The organism is Corynebacterium fournieri, assembly GCF_030408775.1.
GTDB classification, from domain to species: Bacteria; Actinomycetota; Actinomycetes; order Mycobacteriales; family Mycobacteriaceae; genus Corynebacterium; species Corynebacterium fournieri.
The window spans coordinates 52,220-71,656 of record NZ_CP047210.1; the positions used below are offsets into that span (position 1 = coordinate 52,220).

The 19,437-nt window shown below is 64.2% G+C and carries 9 protein-coding genes; 7 read left to right on the forward strand and 2 right to left on the reverse strand.

Annotated elements, in window-relative coordinates; translation table 11 throughout:
- The first annotated feature begins 1,048 nt into the window (after positions 1–1,048).
- From CFOUR_RS00210 to CFOUR_RS00230, 5 genes are all read left to right on the forward strand, one after another.
- The gene (locus CFOUR_RS00210; RefSeq protein WP_435383874.1) at positions 1,049–10,429 is read left to right on the forward strand and encodes a DUF6923 family protein; all 9,381 of its coding nucleotides are present in this window, start codon (positions 1,049–1,051) and stop codon (positions 10,427–10,429) included.
- Positions 10,430–10,497: 68 nt separating this feature from the next.
- Positions 10,498–11,049: an LURP-one-related/scramblase family protein gene (locus CFOUR_RS00215; RefSeq protein ID WP_179154782.1), complete on the forward strand. Its 552-nt coding sequence runs from the start codon at positions 10,498–10,500 to the stop codon at positions 11,047–11,049.
- Positions 11,050–11,549: 500 nt separating this feature from the next.
- Entirely contained in the window at positions 11,550–12,794 is a 1,245-nt protein-coding gene (locus tag CFOUR_RS00220) for a zinc metalloprotease (protein WP_085957022.1), read from the forward strand.
- 124 nt (positions 12,795–12,918) lie between these two features.
- Positions 12,919–14,235: an MFS transporter gene (locus tag CFOUR_RS00225; protein ID WP_085958368.1), complete on the forward strand. Its 1,317-nt coding sequence runs from the start codon at positions 12,919–12,921 to the stop codon at positions 14,233–14,235.
- Entirely contained in the window at positions 14,228–15,421 is a 1,194-nt protein-coding gene (locus tag CFOUR_RS00230) for a copper oxidase (RefSeq protein ID WP_290179559.1), read from the forward strand. Before CFOUR_RS00225 ends, CFOUR_RS00230 begins: the two co-directional genes overlap by 8 nt.
- Here CFOUR_RS00230 and CFOUR_RS00235 read toward each other — a convergent pair.
- Positions 15,402–15,785, reverse strand: coding sequence for a cupredoxin domain-containing protein (locus CFOUR_RS00235; RefSeq protein ID WP_085957019.1), 384 nt, complete (start codon positions 15,783–15,785; stop codon positions 15,402–15,404). The two genes, CFOUR_RS00230 and CFOUR_RS00235, sit on opposite strands and share 20 nt — an antisense overlap.
- Before the next feature lie 92 nt (positions 15,786–15,877).
- Here CFOUR_RS00235 and CFOUR_RS00240 point away from each other — a divergent pair, with 92 nt between their 5' ends.
- On the forward strand, positions 15,878–16,561 hold the full coding sequence (locus CFOUR_RS00240; protein ID WP_179154781.1) for a helix-turn-helix transcriptional regulator: 684 nt from the start codon (positions 15,878–15,880) through the stop codon (positions 16,559–16,561).
- Here the strand turns inward: CFOUR_RS00240 and CFOUR_RS00245 are convergent.
- Positions 16,558–17,730 (reverse strand): globin domain-containing protein, encoded by a 1,173-nt coding sequence (locus tag CFOUR_RS00245; RefSeq protein ID WP_085957017.1) that lies wholly within the window; start codon positions 17,728–17,730, stop codon positions 16,558–16,560. The two genes, CFOUR_RS00240 and CFOUR_RS00245, sit on opposite strands and share 4 nt — an antisense overlap.
- 89 nt (positions 17,731–17,819) lie before the next feature.
- Here CFOUR_RS00245 and CFOUR_RS00250 point away from each other — a divergent pair, with 89 nt between their 5' ends.
- The gene (locus CFOUR_RS00250; RefSeq protein ID WP_085958367.1) at positions 17,820–19,436 is read left to right on the forward strand and encodes a glutaminase; all 1,617 of its coding nucleotides are present in this window, start codon (positions 17,820–17,822) and stop codon (positions 19,434–19,436) included.
- Position 19,437 lies beyond the last annotated feature (1 nt).

Sequence of the window (19,437 nt, forward strand, 5' to 3'; positions counted from 1 at the left end):
AGGGTTTGTGGGTGCTTGATTCCTGCTGGATTTGGCGGACCGTCGTGTGCCCCAGACGCTTTGGGATTACCTCCAAGGTGGGTTGATGCGGCATGAGCCCGTTGTGGAGCTGCATTGTGGCTTCAGGGAAGCACAGGCAGGAGCCTTTGCTTATCGACGAGCGTTCCGTCGCCGCTCAGAGCCGGTGCGTACGAGGAGCGGAACGATGTCTCACGACATGGCTTTTTGCCGTCGTGGGGCACTTCCGGCGCATTGCTTGCCCACCGGAACGATGTGGTGAGACATCCCCGCAGGCTGAACCGGAACGATCTCATGAGACATGCGGAACGATGTCACCGAACCAGACACCCCCGGGCACAATGTGTTTGTCTCGAGACATCGTTCCTACGGTGTTTCGAAATTTTTCTTCTTCGGTGTGGTCTGGGGGTGGGGTGTGCAGTGGGGTTAACTCGTGAATTCCCCCGAGGGGTCAAAGGCGAGAGGAGTGCCAGCTAAAAACCGTTCGCAAAAATCCTGCAGCTACCTTGCTTCTAGATTAATGTGTCATGTGTTTCCGCTGCATACCCCCCTTGAAGGAGTCTTCGTGAACGACCGCAGAAAAAATGTGCCAAAGCGTCGGCAGCTGCGCAGATTCGGTACCGCCGCAGCTACGATCGCATTGGCTTTGGGCCAGGCTGTAAGTGTCGATTTGCCGACCCTCGGGGCGGCTCAAATCGCGAACGCGGCATCCTCGAACATCATCCAAAACACCGAGAATGTAGTGAAAACGAGGGTCAAAGATTCGTGGCTCGCGCTGTTCACGGTGAATCACATAAGTGCATCGTCGGATGGGAGAATTCAGGGTTTTCGCCTAGATGCACCGCAGGGCGAAAAATTCCTCAATTCGGGAACCTACACCGTCGACATTCAGGGGCAGACAATCCCGATGAAAGTCGAACCATATGAGGATTCGAGTGGCAGTCACCTTCTAGCCACGCTTCCGAGCCCGGTCACCTTGAGGCAATCTGACACCGTTTTTGTTAAATACCAGGGAAGTGATCAGGATGCGATGCCTTCTCAGATCAGTGGATTTGAATATTATCTGGCGCCAGTTGCGCATAGCCCGCAAACGCTGAACCTTACGAACGCTTCGGGCGGGGGAGACCCGCTCTTTAGCACTGATGCTTGTGTAACCGGCGGCGAGGGGGAGAAGACTGATGTAACTACGTGGATCTCCACTAGTTATTTCGGCCAGAAAACCAAGACCCAAACGGCACAACGCAATCGGACGTATATCCGATACCGTGACCTCGGATCTTCCGAGTTCACGGAGCTTCCAAAGGGAGACTCTGACTGGGTCTACAACTCGCTCGCGTATAACCCCGCCGACGGCTACCTCTACGCCATTTCTCAGGACAGGCCTTTAGACGGCTCAGAGGCGAGTTATTGGAGTAGGAATATCGACAAGAGTCGAATCTACGGCACCCTTTTGAGGATCAGCCCAGTTACTGGCGAGGTTGCGCCTGTGGGTGAAATTAAGTTGGGTTCAAACCTGAATGACCCAATTTTTGAGCAAGACGCCCATGCTGGTTTCACCAACGGTGCTTTCGACACCGACGGTAACTATATTTTTGCAAACAATGCGTCAAATGGCAGTGGGCGCATTTACCGACTTTCTGGGTCTGTTGGAGAAGATAATCTATGGATCCCCTCCAACAATTCATCGTACGTCACCGCAGAAGCTACAACGCTTTCAGGAGCACGCCCCCAGAACTCCAATGACTGGGCGTTTGCCGGTCTTGAGCAAAGTAAGTTCATCTGGTCGATTAGCTCCACTTATGATAAATCGGCACCCCGGAAACAGACGCTGTTTAGAACCGACACCGAGTCCGGAGTGACCGTTTCTTGGGATATCACCGACCTCGGTTTGCCAAACGGGGCGTACGGCAATGCATGGACCTATGGCAACGGAAATTTGGGGTTCAGTGAAAACAGCGCTGCTAAAGCGTTCGAGATTCACGTAACGAATCCTGAGATTGAGCTCACGGGCAGTAATGACTCCAATAAGTCTCAAGTAGTGGCATCGCTTGTGGGCACGGAGGAAAAGTTCCCGACCGGATACAACAATGACGCAACTACTAACGCGTATGTGGTTGCTCAAAAGCCGTGTCCAGAGCCAGCAAACCCAGGTCTCGAACTCAAGAAGTTCATCAACGGTCGCGACGAGCACGCCCTGGTCAACGCCGGCGAGAACATGACCATCACGTACCGCATCACTAACACTGGTGCGACGCGTATAGAAGGCATCCTTCTCAAGGACCAGGTGAAAGAAAACAACGCTGAGCTGCAGCAGGCCGTCAACGACCAGCTGGGCTCCGACCCGTTCGATCTGGAGCCGGGGGAGTCCCGAGACGTAGAAGTTACAGTGAAGGCCCCGGTTGGCCGTCACGACAACACCGCGCGCTTGGAGGTCCCGCCGACAGTCGCCCTCACGACAGTTCCGGAGGACGACGCTTCCTCTGACTCTCCTCAGCTAGAGCTGCTCAAGGAGATTAAGCGCGAGGACGAGGGGGAGGACGCATGGCGCGACGCTGAGAAGGCCAGCGATGCCCTTCCGATCGGCAAGGGCGAGCGTATGCAGTTGCGTTACACCGTGCGCAACACCGGCTCAGTCGCGCTCAGTGGAGTAGACGTGGTGGACAAAGTCACCCGTCTCGACGATGGCAATGCCGACGAATACACCAAGCAAATCAACGCGGAGCTGGAAAAGGTCGGTCGTGGCTTAGAGCTGGGGCCGGGAGATGAGAAAGCCGTCGTAATTACGGTGGCGGCGCCTGGCGGCTACCACGTCAATGAGGCATCCGCGACCGCCCCGCCAGTGACCGCAACCGAAACTGTGGTTAGCTCCGTTCCAGGAACGACGAATGAGAACACCACGGTCCCTGGCACGTTAACTACCAAGACTACGGTAGTGGAGCGTGTGCCGAACACGCCGACCAACAAGGCGCAGTCCACTCCCACCAGCGAGGTGACCCCACCCCCCGTCGTCGAAAACCCGCAGTTCTCGGTTGAAAAGCTGAGCAACCAGTCGGCCATCAACCTGGAGCGCAACCAGGAGGGCAAGTACGCCTACACGGCGGAGTACACCATCATCGTCAGGAATGATGGCAAGGGCGACGGCGAGCACGCGGACATCTACGACGTGCCGCTGCGCGGTGTTGGTTTCGAGCTGAACTCCGTGCAGGTCGATGGCCAGGACGCGCAGCTGCAGAATGGTCGCTACAAGATTGCGGATGGTGCAGCTCTGGCAGCAGGCGAGTCCAAGACGTTCACCGTCACCGTCTCCGGCACTATCTCCGATGCTGCGGCAGGCAACCTGCCGGCTGCGTACGGCCAGTGCAAGGCTGACGGCACGGACCTGACCAAGGACTCCGGCCTGGTCAACGTAGTCAACATGGACGGCGACTCGGACGGTCCGGACAACAACATTGTCTGTACACCGGTTGAGCTGCGTCGTCTGAACATCGAGAAGCGCATCGATGGCCGTGAGGAGGCCGTCGTCAAGCCGGGCGAAATGATGGACATCTGGTACCGCGTCCGCAACACCGGCAACGTCACGCTCCACGACGTGAAGCTGTCGGACAACGTCCAGGAAAACAACGACGCGCTGCAGCAAGAGATCACCAAACAGCTCAACGGCCAGGACACCTTCGACCTTGAGCCGGGCGAGATCCGCGACGTGCACATCTCGGTTAAGGCTCCAAAGGGCGAGCACGTCAACGAGGCTCGCGCCGACGTCCCGCCGACCACGATCCCGCCGGTGACGCTCCCGCACACCACGGTCCCGGGCAAGCCGGTGCCCTCCACTGCCGTGTCCACTACGGCGAAGGCGAAGTCGCCGAAGATCACCATCAAGAAGTACGTCAACGGCCACGACGATGGCACCGCCGTCGCGCCGGGCGAGGACATGGAGATCCTCTACCGCGTGGTCAACGAGGGCAGCATGCCTGTCGACGGCATCCGCGTCGTCGACAAGGTCACCCAGGCCACCGATAAGCAGGGCCTGCAGGCAGCCATCAACGCCGAGCTGGCGAAGGAGCCGGCGTTCAAGCTGGAGCCGGGCGGCGTGAAGGAGATCCGTATTACGGTGCCGGCACCGGCTGGCGGCCACGTGAACGAGGCCGTTGCTACCGCGCCGGTGACCGTGCCAGGCACCACGGTGCCACCGGTGACAGTCCCGCCGATCACGAAGCCGAGCACCACCATCCCGGGCTCTACCGTGCCGGGCACCACCGTTCCGTCGACCGTGGTCACCGTGACCGCGCCGCCGGATGAGGGCCGCTCGGAGTCGCCGCAGCTGGAGATTAAGAAGTTCATCAACGGCCGCGACGAGGGCGACGTGCTCGCAGCGGACGCTGAGACCATGGAGATTACGTACCGCGTGACCAACACCGGTGCTTCCGTGGTCAAGGGCATCACCATCGCCGACGAGGTCACCGAGGGCGAGGACATCCCGAACCTCAAGGCTGGGCTTGACAAGGTCGAGCCGTTCGACCTCGCGCCGGGCGCGTTCAAGGACGTCACCATCAAGGTGACTGCACCGAAGGGTGGCCACGTCAACGTGGCTAAGCCGGTCGTGCCGCCGGTGACCGTTCCGGCCACCACCATCCCGGGTACGACGAACCCGAACACGACCATCCCGCCGACCACGGTTCCGGAGCGCACCGTAACTCCGACGACAACGCCGTCCGATGATGCGCGCTCGAACGTCGTGAAGCTGGAGCTGCTCAAGGACATCTGGAGCAACGACACCAACAACTGGAAGACCGCCGACAAGGTCGATGAGGCTGCAGACGCCGCAGTGGTGGACGCCAACGGCAAGATGCGCATCCGCTACACGGTGAAGAACACCGGTTCTCTGCCGGTGTCCGGCATCGGCATCGTCGATGAGGTCACCGAGCTGACCAAGGGCACCGACGAGGACAAGAAGGCGCTCACCGACGCAATCAACGCCGAGCTGAAGAAGTACGGCGAGGACATCACCCTGCAGCCGGGCAAGTCCCGTGCAGTTGAGATCACCGTGGACGCGCCGAAGCAGCGGCACATCAACGTGGCAAAGGTGACTGCACCGCCGGTGACCACGCTGCCGGGCTCCACCATCCCGGGTACCACCGTGATGACTACTACCAACGGCTCCACCGTCCCGGTGACCACCGTGACCCCGCGTGTGGTTGAGCCGTCCACCGTCACCCCGAACACCCCGTCCAACACCGCGCACGCGACGCCGACTACCTCCACCACGGTGCCGCCCGCCGTCGTTCCGGACCCGCAGTTCGCGGTGGAGAAGCTGGGCAACCAGTCCGGTATCTCGCTGGAGCGCAACAAGGACGGTAAGTACGGTTACTCTGCCGAGTACACGATCCGCGTGCGCAACACCGGCCAGGTTGCCGGTGAGCACGCGAAGGTGTGGGATGTGCCGGTGCGTGGCGTCGGCTTCGACATTGCCAACGTCACCGTCGACGGCGCTGAGGTCAAGCCGAATTCCGGCCGTTACCTCATCAGCGACAAGGCTGAGCTCGCAGTTGGCGAGTACAAGGACTACCAAGTGGTGGTCAACGGCACCCTCGCCGATAAGGCTGCAGACGCGCTGCCGGCTGCTGTGGGCCAGTGCGAGGCTGTGACCCCGGGTAACCCGGGTGCTGGCTCCGGTCTGGTCAACACGGTGCAGATGGCGGGCGATTCCGATGGCCCGGACAACAACATCGTTTGCGAGCCGGTTGAGCTGCGCCGTCTGAACATTGAGAAGCGCATCGACGGCCGTGAGAATGCCCCGGTTACCCCGGGCGAGAAGATGGAGATCTGGTACCGCATCCGCAACACCGGCAACGTCACGCTGTCCGGTATCACGTTGGCGGACCAGATCAAGGAGGACAACCCGGACCTCCAGAAGGAGATCGACGACGAGATCGCCAAGATCGAGGCCTTCGACCTCGAGCCGGGCGAAGTCAAGGACATCACGTTCCCGGTCACCGCGTACGCCGGCGAGCACGAGAACGAAGTGCGCGCTGAGGTTCCGGAGACCACCCGTCCGGGCACGACCCGTCCGGAGACCTCCATCCCGGAGACCACCGTCCCGCCGGTGACCGTCCCGGGCACCACCAACCCGGAGACCACGGTGCCGGGCACCACCATCCCGGGTTCGACCGTCCCGGCGACGACCATTCCGGGCACCACCGTGCCGGGCCGTTCGGTCCCGCCGACCACGGTCACCGCGACGGCGCACGCGAACTCGCCGAAGCTTGAGATCAAGAAGTACATCAACGGCTACGACGAGGGCACGCAGGTAGCACCGGGCGAGGACATGGAGATCCTCTACCGCGTGGCCAATACGGGCTCTGTGCGTATCGACGGCATCCGCCTCGACGACGAAGTCACCGAGGCTGCCGACGAGCAGGTGTCCAAGGCGCTGCAGCGCGACATCGATGCCGCGCTGAAGAACGAGGCGCCGTTCGCGCTGGAGCCGGGTGAGGTGCGTGAGGTGCGCATTACGGTGCCGGCGCCGGCTGGCGGCCACGTGAACGTCGCAAAGCCGATCGTTCCGCCGGTGACTGTGCCGGGCACCACGATCCCGGGCACGACGAACCCGAACACCACGGTGCCGGGTACGACGGTGCCGTCGACGGTGGTCACCGTGACCACCCCGTCGGATGATGCCCGCTCGGATTCGCCGGCGCTGGACATCAAGAAGTACATCAACAACATCGACGACGGCGACATTGTCACCCCGGGCGATGACATGGTGATCACCTACCGCGTGTTCAACAACGGCAACGTCGACGCCAAGGGTGTCACCATCGCCGACGAGGTCACCGAGGGCTCCGACGCAACCAAGGCGGACCTGACCAAGCAGATCGAGGCCGAGCTGGCCAAGATCGAGCCGTTCGACGTCCCGGCCGGCGAGTTCCGCGACGTGGAGATCACGGTCAAGGCGCCGGAGGGCGGCCACGTGAACGTCGCAAAGCCGAACGTTCCGCCTGTGACTGTGCCCGCCACCACGATCCCGGGCACGACGAACCCGAACACCACCATCCCGGAGACCACGGTGCCGGAGCGTGTGGTCACCCCGACCACCACGCCGTCCGACGACGCTCGTTCCGACTCCCTGAAGCTGGAGATCCTCAAGGACATCTTCAGCCTGGCGGACAACGAGTGGCACGCCGCCGACACCGAGGACGACGCGGCGGTTGTGGACGCCAACGGCAAGATGCGTGTGCGCTACACAGTGACCAACACTGGTTCTGTGGCGCTTTCCGGCGTCGACATTGTCGATAACGTCACCCGCCTGGATGAGGGCGACCAGCAGGCGCTCACCGACGCGCTGAACTCCGCGCTTGAGGCTGAGGGCCGCGGCTTCGACCTGAAGCCGGGTGAGAAGAAGGTCGTCGAGATTACTGTCGACGCACCGAAGGGCTACCACGTCAACGAGGCGATCGCGACGGCCCCGGCGGTGACGACTACGCAGACGCAGGTCACCTCGGTGCCGGGCACCACCAACGCCACGACGACGGTGCCGGGCTCGCTGACCACCACCGTGGTCACCACCGAGAAGACGCCGAACGTGCCGACGAACACCGCACAGGCCACGCCGACCACGCGCCAGACTCCGCCGCCGGTGCCGACACCTGAGCGGCCGCAGTTTGCCGTAGAGAAGCTTGGCGCTCGTGCAGGCAACGTCGCGCTGACCCGCAACGACGAGGGCAACTACGACTACTCCAACGAGTACGTCATCCGCGTGCGTAACTCCGGCCTGGTCGACGGCGAGCACGCCACCATCTGGGACGTGCCGCTGCGCGGCGCCGGCTTCACGGTCAACGAGGTCACCGTCGACGACAAGGCTGTGGAGGTCGCGAACGGCCGCTACAAGATCGCGGACGCGGCCAAGCTGGCACCGGGCGAGTACAAGGACTTCCACGTCACCGTCACCGGCACGCTGGCTGAGGCTGCGGCGGATAACCTGCCGGAGGCTGTGGGCCAGTGCGACGCCGAGGGTGCGAACCCGGGTGCGGATTCCGGTCTGGTCAACCAGGTCAACATGGACGGCGACTCCGACGGTGCTGGCAACAACGTTGTGTGCACCCCGGTGGAGCTGCGCCGTCTGAACATTGAAAAGCGCATCGACGGCCGTGAGGATGCCGTCGTCAAGCCGGGCGAGAAGATGGAGATCTGGTACCGGGTGCGCAACACCGGAAACGTTGAGCTCGCCAACATCGCCCTTGCGGACCAGATCCGCGAGGACAACCAGGCGCTGCAGGACGAGATCAACGCGGAGCTGGCGAAGAAGGCTGAGCCGTTCGACCTGGCTCCGGGTGCGTTCCACGACATCAAGATCGAGGTGACTGCGCCGGAGGGCGAGCACAACGACGAGGCGCGTGCGGAGGTGCCGCCGGTGACGGTGCCGCCGGTGACCCGTCCGGAGACCACGATTCCGGGCACGACTGGTCCGTCGACCACGGTGCCGCCGGTGACGGTGCCGGGCACGACGCTGCCGGGCACGACTGTGCCGGGCTCGACCGTGTCGACGACGGCGCGTGCGAACTCGCCGCAGTTGTCGGTGAAGAAGTTCATCAACGGCCGCGACGAGCACGCTCTGGTCAACGCTGGCGAGGACATGGAGATCACCTACCGTGTGACCAACAACGGCACTGTGCGTGTCGACGGGGTCCGCCTGACCGACCAGGTCAAGGAGGACAACGCCGAGCTGCAGCAGGCGATTGACGCTCAGCTGGGCAAGGTTGACCCGTTCGCGCTTGAGCCGGGCGAGTCGCGCGAGGTGACGGTGACGGTGAAGGCTCCGGCCGGCCGCCACGACGACACTGTCAATATGACGGTGCCGCCGGTGACTATTCCGGCGACCACGATTCCGGGGACGACGAACCCGAACACCACCATTCCGGGCACCACGGTGCCGTCGACGGTGGTGACGGTAACTGCGCCGCCGGATGATGCGTCGTCTGATTCGCCGCAGCTGGAGATCCTCAAGGAGATCAAGCGCGCCGACGACGGTGACGATGCGTGGCGCGACGCCGAGACCGAAGCGGATGCGCTGCCGGTGGCACCGGGCGAGGCGATGCAGCTGCGCTACACGGTACGCAACACCGGTTCGGTGGAGCTGTCCGGCATCGACGTCGTCGATGAGGTCACCCGCCTGGACGAGGGCGACGCGGACGAGTTCACCGCGGAGATCAACACCGCGCTCGAGGCTGAGGGCCGCAACTTCGCGCTGGCTCCGGGCGAGGAGAAGGTCATCGTGGTCACGGTGACTGCTCCGGCTGGCTACCACGTCAATGAGGCGATCGCGACGGCTCCGCCGGTCACGGCCACCGAAACTGTGGTGAGCTCTGTTCCGGGCACCACGAATGAGACGACGACGGTTCCGGGCACGGTCACCACTGAGACCACGGTGGTTGAGCGCACCCCGAACACGCCGACGAACAAGGCGCAGTCCACTCCGACGACGGGCGTGGCGCCGTGCGACTGCGAGATCAAGACCACCACGATCACCCCGGCGCCGGTGACCACCACCGAGGCTGGCAAGGTCACCACGGTCACGCCGGACCCGGTGACCTCCGAGGTCACCGTGACCACCACCAAGGCCGGCAAGGTCACCACGGTCACGCCGGATCCGGTGACCTCCGAGGTCACCGTGACCACCACCCCGGCGCCGGTGACCACCACCGAGGCCGGCAAGGTCACCACGGTCACGCCGGATCCGGTCACGTCCGAGGTCACCGTGACCACCACCCCGGCGCCGGTTGTCACCACCGTTGAGGGCCCGGCCGTCACGGAGACGCTGCCGCCGATCACGGTCACCGAGGTGCCGACGACGCTGACCACCTCCACGCTGCAGGTGGACGAGGGCAAGGACGTCCTCGGCCGCTGCATCGCTAACGCGGTGCGCTCGCCGATCCTGTACATGGTGCCGCTGCTGCTGGCGGGCCAGGTGCTCGGCGAGGTGGCTGCCCCGTACGTCAAGGCTGTCAACGACCAGTTCAACAAGATCTCCTCCGAGATCCAGGATGAGATCCGCCGCAAGACGCCGAACTTCGGTTACGGCCGCCGCGGTGAGGAAAACGAGCAGGTCGCCGAGCTGCGTGCGAAGGCTGAGGCCGCGAACCGCATGCTGCAGGAGCTGGCAATGCGTCCGGACGTGCAGCAGTACGGCCAGTGGGCGGCAATCGCCGCCGGCGTGGTCGTGGCAGGCTCCGTGCTCTACGACTGGTGCTCCAACGAGCCGGGTGAAGCCTTCACCGCGATCGGCTCGAACGGCTCCTCTTCGAAGGGTGATGTCGAGGTCGACGGCTCCTCGCTGCGCGGCCGCGACGACTCGGTGGAGACGATCGTTGCCCCGGTGACTGACACCGACGGCAGCGCGGAAGGTTCCTCTGAGTAACCGATCCAGCTAGGCAGACAACCCCGGCAGGCACACCGCCTGCCGGGGTTGTCGCTATGTTTGGGGGCATGTTTACGGAACGTGAGATCGTCGTAAAGCAAACGAAGGCTATGGGGCGCGACGAGTTCGCGATTGAGGGCCCGACAGGCGAGCTGCTGGGCACCGCGCGGCAGACGCTGCGGATGAGCGACTTGGTCAAGGCGTCGCGCGGGGTGGAGGTGTTCGACGCGAACGGCACACATGTGCTCAGCATCGAAGACCCGGTCAACTTCATCCGCGACCAGTACGTGGTGCACCTGGTCAACCCGCCGCTGCAGCTGGCCAAGCTGACCAAGCGGTTTGCCTGGATCGGGGCGAAATACGATGTGGAAATGGCCGGTCTTCCGGACGTGCAGATCGAGGGCCAGGCCTTCCAGCTGAACTACACGCTGAACAGCCAGGGTCGCGTGATCGCGCGCGTGGACGCCGAGTATTCCGGTATGGGGCGGATGCTCATGGGCAAGACCAGCTACCGGGTGCGCATTGAGCCCGGGCTTGACGAGCGCCAGTACGCGGCGGTTGTGGGCATCACGCTGGCGATTGACATGCGCCGCGCGAAGATGCGCAAGAACTCGAGTTAGCGGGCTTTCGCCTTGCGACGCCCCGTGCCACCGCAACGGGGGTAAAAAACGGGGGTAGTGGGGTTTTCCGGATTGCTGAACAATCCGCCGATCTTTGAACAATCCAGGGGTTTTGCGTCGTTTCTGGGGGGGGGGATTCGCCCAAACTCAGGCCGTATGAAATGTATGGGCAACCCAAATGTGCAGGTAGGGGTGGATCTGGGCCCGACCATGCTAGAAAACACCTTAAGGTGCATAAAATGCAGTTCTGATGGATTGTTCAACCATCCGCGCGCGACAACGATTTGATCGTTGAACAATGCGGGAGAAACCGCGGAACAAGCGTCCGGATTGCTGAACAATCCGCAGGCCAAGACGGGTAGAAACGTTGAACAATCCGGATGGAATGTTCAACGATTTCAGGGTCTTTTCAGGCTCCGATTGAACGTTTTACCAGCGCATATTCGGTGCATAAACTCATGGATGTAACAAAGAGAAATCAGCACCAAGGAGTCACCGAGATGCGAGCAGCATTCCGAAACACCATCGCCGCAGCAGTTGCCGCCGCCATCGCGGTTTCCGGCGCGAGCGTCGCACACGCCGACGAGATTGAGCTGGCGCCACTGCGCACCAACACCGCAACCCTCGTCGACTCCGATGGTGACGGCCTGCCCAACATCTGGGAGGAAGAAGGCGTCGTGTTGGCCGACGGCACCGAAATACCTCTGCCGGACTGGGGCGCAGACCCCAACCGCCCGGATCTGTTCCTCCAGCTGAACTGGATGGCCTCCGAATACGACACCCTCGGCTGCGATACTTCTGCCGTCCGCGAGTGCTCAGAAGCCAACCGCACCTCCTACGCCCCGTCGAAGCAGGGCCTGGATGATTTAGTGGACCTGTTTGAAAACCACGGCATTAGCCTGCACATCGACGCCGGTGAGCACTACACCAACATCGCCAACTACAGCGATGCCCACGGCGGTGAGACCATCGATTACCGTGGCATCTACTTCGATGCGAGCCGCCAGGAGGCATTCCAGCTCATCGACACCATCGATCAGCTCGGCGAGCGCGCCAACATCTTCCGCCCCGGCGTTTTGGGCGACCGCATGCGTGCCGGCTCCAACGCCACGGGCCTGTCGCTGGTGGGGGATAACACCTTCTACGTTGCCAACCCCGGCGGCCGTGCCAACGAGGAGCAGGTGCGCAACACCATCCTGCACGAGTTCGGCCACACACTGGGCCTGCGCCACTGGGGCGCCGCCAAGTACGTCGAGGACATCGCCGAAGGCTCCCCCATGCAGGACGGCTACCACTCGGTGATGAACTACAACCACCAGTTCGACTACTTCAACTACTCCGAGCAGCCCTACTTCGCTGACACCCCGCACGGCAAGGTGTTCATCCCCGCCGACTGGGACAGCCTGGAAATCGCCAGCCCGCGTATCGGCGCCTACGCCGAATCCATCGGCGCCCGCGCCGAGATCATCGAGCAGCCCGAGGAAATCGTCGAGATCGAGCAACCCGCACCGGTCGAGGTCGCCGAAGTGCACGAGATGGTCGAGCTCGTCCCGGCCGAGGAAATCGAGGTCGCAGAGGCAGAGGCACAGCCCGGTGCGGTCCCCGCAGAGCCAGTCAAGGCAGAAGTCAAGGCCGAGCCCAAGGTCGAGGTCCAGAATCAGGTCAACATCGCAGCCATCATCGGCGGCATCGTCGCAGCCCTGGCAGCCCTCGGCATCGGCGGAGCATTCCTCGCAATGCGCTAAGGGCAAGAACCACACACAGTGCGTCCCGCAACCGGAGCGCACTCTTTTTTATGTGCGATACCATCTGCTCGTGACTAAGGCGCAGCGCTGGGGATTTTTCGCGGTGGTTTCGCTCGGGCTGCTCATGATCGGCCTGGACAACTCCATCCTCTACACAGCGCTGCCGGCGCTGGAGGGAGCGCTCGGTGCGAGCCCGGAGCAGGGCCTGTGGATCATCAACGCTTACCCGCTGGTGCTCTCCGGCCTGCTGCTGGGCACGGGTGCGCTGGGCGACAGGGTGGGCCACCGCCTGATGTTTCTGGTGGGACTGGCCATTTTCGGCCTGGCCTCCCTGGGCGCGGCGTTCGCGCCGGGGCCTATGGAGCTGATCGTCGCCCGCGGCATGCTCGGCATGGGCGCGGCGGTGATGATGCCGGCCACCCTCGCGCTGATCCGCCTGACGTTTCCGGACGAGCGGGAGCGCAACACCGCCATCGGCATCTGGGGTTCGGTGGCAGTGGCCGGCGGCGCGCTCGGCCCAGTGGTCGGCGGCGTGCTGATCCAGCACTTCTGGGTCGGCTCCGTCTTCCTCATCAACGTGCCCATCGTGGTTGTCGCGCTCGTGCTCACCGTCGCGCTTGCGCCGGAGAACCTGCCCAACCTGGACAAGCAGTGGGACGTGGTCTCCTCCTTTTACGCGCTGCTCGCGCTGTCGGGGGTAACTATGGCCATCAAGCAGGCGGCGCACATGCAGAGCCGGGCGCTGCTTCTCGGGGCGTTGGTTGCCGCCGTGCTGGGCGGTGTGTTGTTCGTGCGCCGCCAGCACCGCCTGGCAGACCCGCTGCTCACCTTCGACATCTTCCGTTCCCGCATGTTCACCGGCGGGGTGCTCGCGGCGGTGGGCGGCATGTTCGTCCTTGCGGGCGCGGAGCTGATGACCACGCAGAAGCTGCAGCTTGTCGACGAGCTCACGCCCCTTGCCGCCGGAGCCACAGTCGCCGTGATGGCCTTTGCGGCCATCCCCGCGTCCACGCTCGGCGGCGCCAACCTGCACACGGTGGGCTTCCTGCCCCTGATCGCGGGCGGTTTCGTCGGTGCCGCGGCGGGAGCTCTCGTGGTGGCGGCCGGAGGGTCGTCGATAAGCGTGATGCTCGGGCTGGTGCTGCTGGGGCTGTCGGCGGGGTCGGTGATGAGCGTGTCCTCGATCGCGATCATCGGCGCCGCACCGATGCACCGCTCGGGGATGGCCGCGGGCGTGGAGGAGGTCTCCTACGAGCTGGGCACGCTGGTCACCGTGGCGCTGACCGGCTCGCTGCTGCAGGCGGGATTGGACCGCGGGGCCGACTACACGGACGCGTACACTGGGGTGATGGCCATGTTGGCGGGGGCTGCGGTGCTGTTTAGCGCGGCAACGTGGTGGTGCTTCAGGGACAATCCGAAGTCTGGAGGAACCCATGCCTGACATGAACCCCCGCGCGTGGCACCGCAAGGCCTCGCGCCCGGTGAGTATTTGGATGGCGGTCTTTCTCGCCGTCGGGCTTGCCCACCCGTTTCTTCCGGACGGGCCGTGGCTGCTGGTGCACATTTTCACGCTGGGCATTTTGACCAATTCCATCGTGTTGTGGTCCCAAAACCTTACCGAGCGCTTCCTGGGGCGGAAGCTGGACAGCACGGCCCGGCCCGCCCAGCTCACCCGCACCTATCTGCTCAACGCCGGCGCTGTCGCGGTGCTGGTGGGCCAACCCGCCCGGTGGTACTGGCTGACCTGGACGGGGGCGCTGGTGATTGCGGTAGCGCTGGCCTGGCACGCGGTGGTGCTGGCGGGGCAAGTCAACGCTGCGCCGCGCAAACACGCCGGCGTGGCCGGCCTTGTCGCGTCAGCGTGCTGCCTGCCGGTGGGCGCGCTGTTCGGCGCCGCCCTGGCCGCGGGGCTGCCGGGGCAGTGGCACGGCGCGGTGCGGCAGGCCCACATGTTCACCAACGTCGCGGGCTTTGTTGGCTTGGCGGCGATGGGGGCGCTGAGCGTGCTGTTCCCGGCCATGTGGCGCACCCGGGGCCAGGACCGCATCGGGGTGGCACTCGCACTCGCCTCCGCCGGCGTGGTTGTCGCGGTGGCGGGCTCGCTGATGCGCGCACCTGCGGTCACTGGGGTGGGCACCGTAGTCATCCTGGCGGGCTGGGTGTGGCTCTACCAGGGGTTCGTGACAAGTGCGCTGACGGTGCTGCGGGATCCGCGCGGGCGCGTGACCTACCCGGCGCTGTCCGCGCTGTGCGCGGTGACGTGGCTCATCGGCGGGTTGGCCTGGTATGCGGTGCGGGTCTTCGCTGGGACGTCGGATGTGCCCACGCTGCCGCTGCTACTCGGGTTCGCGGCGCAGCTGCTCATCGGCACCATGAGCTACCTCATGCCGGTGACCATGGGCGGCGGACCGGCCGCGGTGAAGGCGGGGCTGAGCCAGCTCAACCGCGCCCCGTACCTGCGCGTCGGCCTGTTCAACGCCGCACTCTTGGCGTGGCTGGCGGTGGGCAACTCCTATGCGCGCATCGCGTTTTCCTTCGTCGCGTTCGGTGTGTTGGTGGCGTTTATCCCGCTGCTGGCGCGGGCGGTGAAGGCGCAGGTTGCGGTGATTAAGTCACGTCGACCCTAAAGGTCATGCCCATCGTCTTGTGCCCGGCGATGGTGCACCAGCCCAAGGTGTCCACGTTGAACTCGCCGAAGTAGGTCGTCGAGGTCTCGCCGGGGGTAAGGCGGCCGGAGTTGGCGTCCCCAATTTTGAGGTCGTGCTCCTTCTCGCCGTCGTTGACCAGGTTGACCACGAGTTTGGTGCCGCGGGGGACTTCGATGCGGTCGGGGATGTAGTGCATCCGCTCGATGCGCACCTCGGCGGTGACCACGTCGTCGCCGGTGGGGATGTCGCCTTCCTTCGGCAGCACGAGCGCCGAGGTGGACGCCGCGCTAGCGAGGATGGCTGCGGTGATCGCCCACGCGGCAGGCTGTGTCCGGCGTGTCATGTGTCCGCTCCTAACGATGCGACTATAAGTTGTAGGACAATTCAGGGAGGCGTATAATAGATCTGACCTTAAGATAACCCAGGAGAATGCGCATGGAACGGACGCATGCACCCCGCCCGGCCGGCGACCTGCTCAACGCAGTCGGCCGTTTGAGCCTCAAGCAGCTCGAGGTGTTTCAGGTCATCCAGGACACCCCGGACGGCATGCAGGTTGCCCAGATCGCTAGCGCGCTGGGCATGCACCCCAACACCGTGCGGGGCCACCTGGACGAGCTGATGGCCGCCGGGGTGGTCAACCGCCACGTCGCGCCCGCGCCGGGCCGCGGCCGCCCCTCCCACGTCTACACCGCCCGCGTGGCGCACACGAACATGGCGTCAAAGGCCATCATCGCCCTGGTGGAAGTGCTGGCCAGCACTGTGGCCAGCGGGGACACGGACACTGCCAAGGACCTCGGACGCCAGTGGGCGGGCCGGGTGAACCAGCGCCGCCACGGCAACCTGCGCGTCGACCTGGACACTGCAACCCGGCACACCGCCCAAACGCTGCGCGAGATGGGCTTCGACCCCGTGCTGCGTCCTGAGTGCTCAAATGCGCGCGTGCGCGAGTTGGGGCTGCACGCCTGCCCCTTCGTCGCGGAGCGGGGAACCCGTCCCGCGACGGTCGTGTGCGCCCTGCACGAGGGCTTTTTGGACCAGGGCGCCGGCGACGTGAAGGTGGAGCTGTTGCCGCACGACCGCCCCGGCGAGTGCGGCGCGCGGCTGAGCAAGATGGGCTAGGACACCAGCCAGTCGTTCGGGCTGAACAGCTCGTAGAACACGTTGGCCGGGGCCTTGTCCGCCGGAAGCGCCGCCAGCTCGTCGCGAAGCGACTGCAAAAAGCCCGTGCCGCCGCACAGGTACACGTCCGCGCCTGCGAGGTCGAGCTCGCGGACGTCGATGCGCTCGTCGCTGTCGCGGAAGAAGGTCTGGAGCGACCCGTCGCCCAGCGCATCCATCAGCTTGCGGGTTTGCTGCGCCTGCGCCCAGGTCTCCGCCGAGCGGTCCGCGTGCAGGTAGGTGACGCGGCGGCTGTCGCTGTGCTTGGCCAGGTAGCTGAGAATGCCGGTCAGCGGCGTGGAGCCGATGCCGGAGGAGATGAGCACGATCGGGCGCTCGCCCGGGCGCAGCACGAGATCGCCGGCGGCGAGGGTGACGTCGACAGTGTCGCCGGTGGACACGCGCTCGGTCAGGAAGGTGGATACCTCGCCGTCGCGCTCCACCGCGATGCGGTAGTGCGCGGCGTCGCCTTCGATGATGGAGTACTGGCGCAGCTGGCGGGCGCCGTCGTCGAGTTTGACGCCGATGGAGGTGTACTGGCCCGGCTTCGGCTCCGTGAAGTCGCCTTCGACCGTAAACGCCGTCACCGTGTCGGACAGCGCCGTTTTTTCAACGACCTTGCCCTTGCGGAACACGTCGCCGTCTGCCACGCCGTCGGAGGCGTAGAGATCCTTTTCGGCCTTGATCAGCACGTCCGCCATGAGCCAGTACACCGCGCTCCACGCCTCGGCCACCTCGGGGGTGACGGCGTCTCCGAGCACTTCAGCGATCGCGGCCATCAGGTTTTCGTACACGATCTGGTACTGGTCCTCGGTCACTCCGAGGGAGACGTGCTTGTGGGCGATCCTGTTCAGCATCACCACCGGGTCCGGCGCGGACTCGTCCACCAGGTGCGAAGCGAACTTCACCACCGACGCCGCGAGCGCCTTCTGCTGCGCCTGCTGCTTCTGGTTGCCGCGGTTGAACAGGTCGGAGATGAGCTCGGGGTGCGCCGCGAACATCTTCGAGTAGAACGTGTTCGCGATGGTGTGGATGTTCTCGCCCACCGGTCCGAGCGTGGCCTTAACCGTTTCAGCGTGCTCGGGGGAGAGGTGGGTGTTCTTCGAATCGGGGAGTGTGTCGTTGTACATGAGCTGGCCTCCTTGAAGTAGCGGAACGACTAAACACGATTATATCCGTTGTAAAAGGGTTGTTCCGGCTGCAGCTCTACACTGGCTCCATGCGCTCGCCAGTGAAAGAACACCTCCAAGCCATCGTCGACGACGTCCGCGACCAAGACAGCGGGGAACGCGCCGACTACATCGACGTGCTCAAAAACGCCGACCCGGACAAGCTCGCGCTGGCCCTGTGTACCACCGACGGCCAGCTGTATTCCGTGGGTGACGAGGACTACGAGTTTTCCATCCAGTCCATCTCCAAACCCTTCGTCTACGCCCTCGCGCTGGACATGTACGGCCCCGACGAGGTGCATCAGCACGTCGGCGTGGAGCCGTCCGGCGAGCCGTTCAACATGCTTTCGCTTGACGACGACGGACGTCCCGCCAACCCCCTCATCAACGCGGGCGCCATCACGGTCAACCAGCTCATCGGCGGCCCCGACATCCCGGTGGAACAGCGCAGCGAGAAACTGCGGGACTACTTCTCCCGCCTGGCCGGCCGGGAGCTGGACGTCGACCAGCGCGTGCTGGACTCCGAGCTGGACAGCGCGGACCGCAACAAGGCCTTCGCCCACATGCTGCGCGAGGCCGGCATGATCACCGACGACGCCCACGACGCCGTGGCCAGCTACATCGCCCAGTGCGCGGTGCTTGTCACCGTGAAAGACCTCGCCGCCATGGCCGCCACCCTGGCCAACGGCGGCACGCAGCCCGTCACCGGTGAGAAGATCGTCTCCCCGGAAGCCGCCCGCCTGGCCCAGGCGGTGATGGTCTCCTCCGGCATGTACGACGCGTCGGGGCAGTGGATGGTCAACGTGGGCATCCCCGCAAAGTCCGGTGTGGCCGGCGGGCTGATCGGCACGCTGCCGGGGCAGCTCGGGATCGCGTCGCTAAGCCCCCGCTTGAACAAGCAGGGCAACTCCGTGCGCGGCGTGAAAATCTTCCGCGAGCTGTCCAGCTCGATGGGGCTGAACCTGCTGTCTTCCAACTACTACCTCGCGCCGGGCATCAAATCCGTCGAGCGGCGCGACGGCGCCGAGGTGGTGGAGCTGCAGGGGATGATCAACTTCACCGCCGCAGAGAAGATCCTGCGCGGGCTGACGCAGCGGCGCCTGCACTGCACAAAGCTCATCTTCGACGTCTCCAACGTCACCGGGTTTAACAAAGCCGGCCGCGACCTGATCAAAGACGGGCTGCTGCAGTTCAAGGACGACGGCTTTGAGGTGGCCATCTACGACCCCGACCACACCCTGTCCGACTGGACGTTCGCAGACGGCACCACCGCCCAAGCCATCCGCGACTTCACCGCGTCCTTTTCCGTGCCGGCCACCCGCGAGGAGGTCTACCGCGCCATCACCGCGCCCGGCAACTGGTGGGACAAGAAGGCGGAAGGAAACGCAGCTGAGCAGGGCGGCGAGTTCCACGTCGAGGACCGGGAGTTCTCCGTCCAAGAAGCCGACAGCGACAGAGTGGTTTGGACCGTCGAACCCACCGAAAGCGAGTGGGACGACACCTCCCTCATCTTCGACATCGAGGAAGAAGACGGCGAAACCAAGGTCAACTTCACCCACCGTGGCGTGCGCCCGCACGACCGCGGCTACGAGGAGATTGCCAAGACCTGGAAGGACCGCATTGCCAAGGGGCTGCAGCCGCTAATCGGGCGGGAGGACAACTCCTAAC

Bases quoted from the DNA above. Each gene is read 5' to 3' on its own strand.
- CFOUR_RS00210 (WP_435383874.1), top strand. From the start codon at position 1,049: ATGCCTTCTCAGATCAGTGGATTTGAATATTATCTGGCGCCAGTTGCG.
- CFOUR_RS00235 (WP_085957019.1), bottom strand. From the start codon at position 15,785: ATGACACGCCGGACACAGCCTGCCGCGTGGGCGATCACCGCAGCCATC.
- CFOUR_RS00250 (WP_085958367.1), top strand. From the start codon at position 17,820: ATGCGCTCGCCAGTGAAAGAACACCTCCAAGCCATCGTCGACGACGTC.
- CFOUR_RS00245 (WP_085957017.1), bottom strand. From the start codon at position 17,730: ATGTACAACGACACACTCCCCGATTCGAAGAACACCCACCTCTCCCCC.
- CFOUR_RS00220 (WP_085957022.1), top strand. From the start codon at position 11,550: ATGCGAGCAGCATTCCGAAACACCATCGCCGCAGCAGTTGCCGCCGCC.
- CFOUR_RS00230 (WP_290179559.1), top strand. From the start codon at position 14,228: ATGCCTGACATGAACCCCCGCGCGTGGCACCGCAAGGCCTCGCGCCCG.
- CFOUR_RS00240 (WP_179154781.1), top strand. From the start codon at position 15,878: ATGGAACGGACGCATGCACCCCGCCCGGCCGGCGACCTGCTCAACGCA.
- CFOUR_RS00215 (WP_179154782.1), top strand. From the start codon at position 10,498: ATGTTTACGGAACGTGAGATCGTCGTAAAGCAAACGAAGGCTATGGGG.
- CFOUR_RS00225 (WP_085958368.1), top strand. From the start codon at position 12,919: ATGATCGGCCTGGACAACTCCATCCTCTACACAGCGCTGCCGGCGCTG.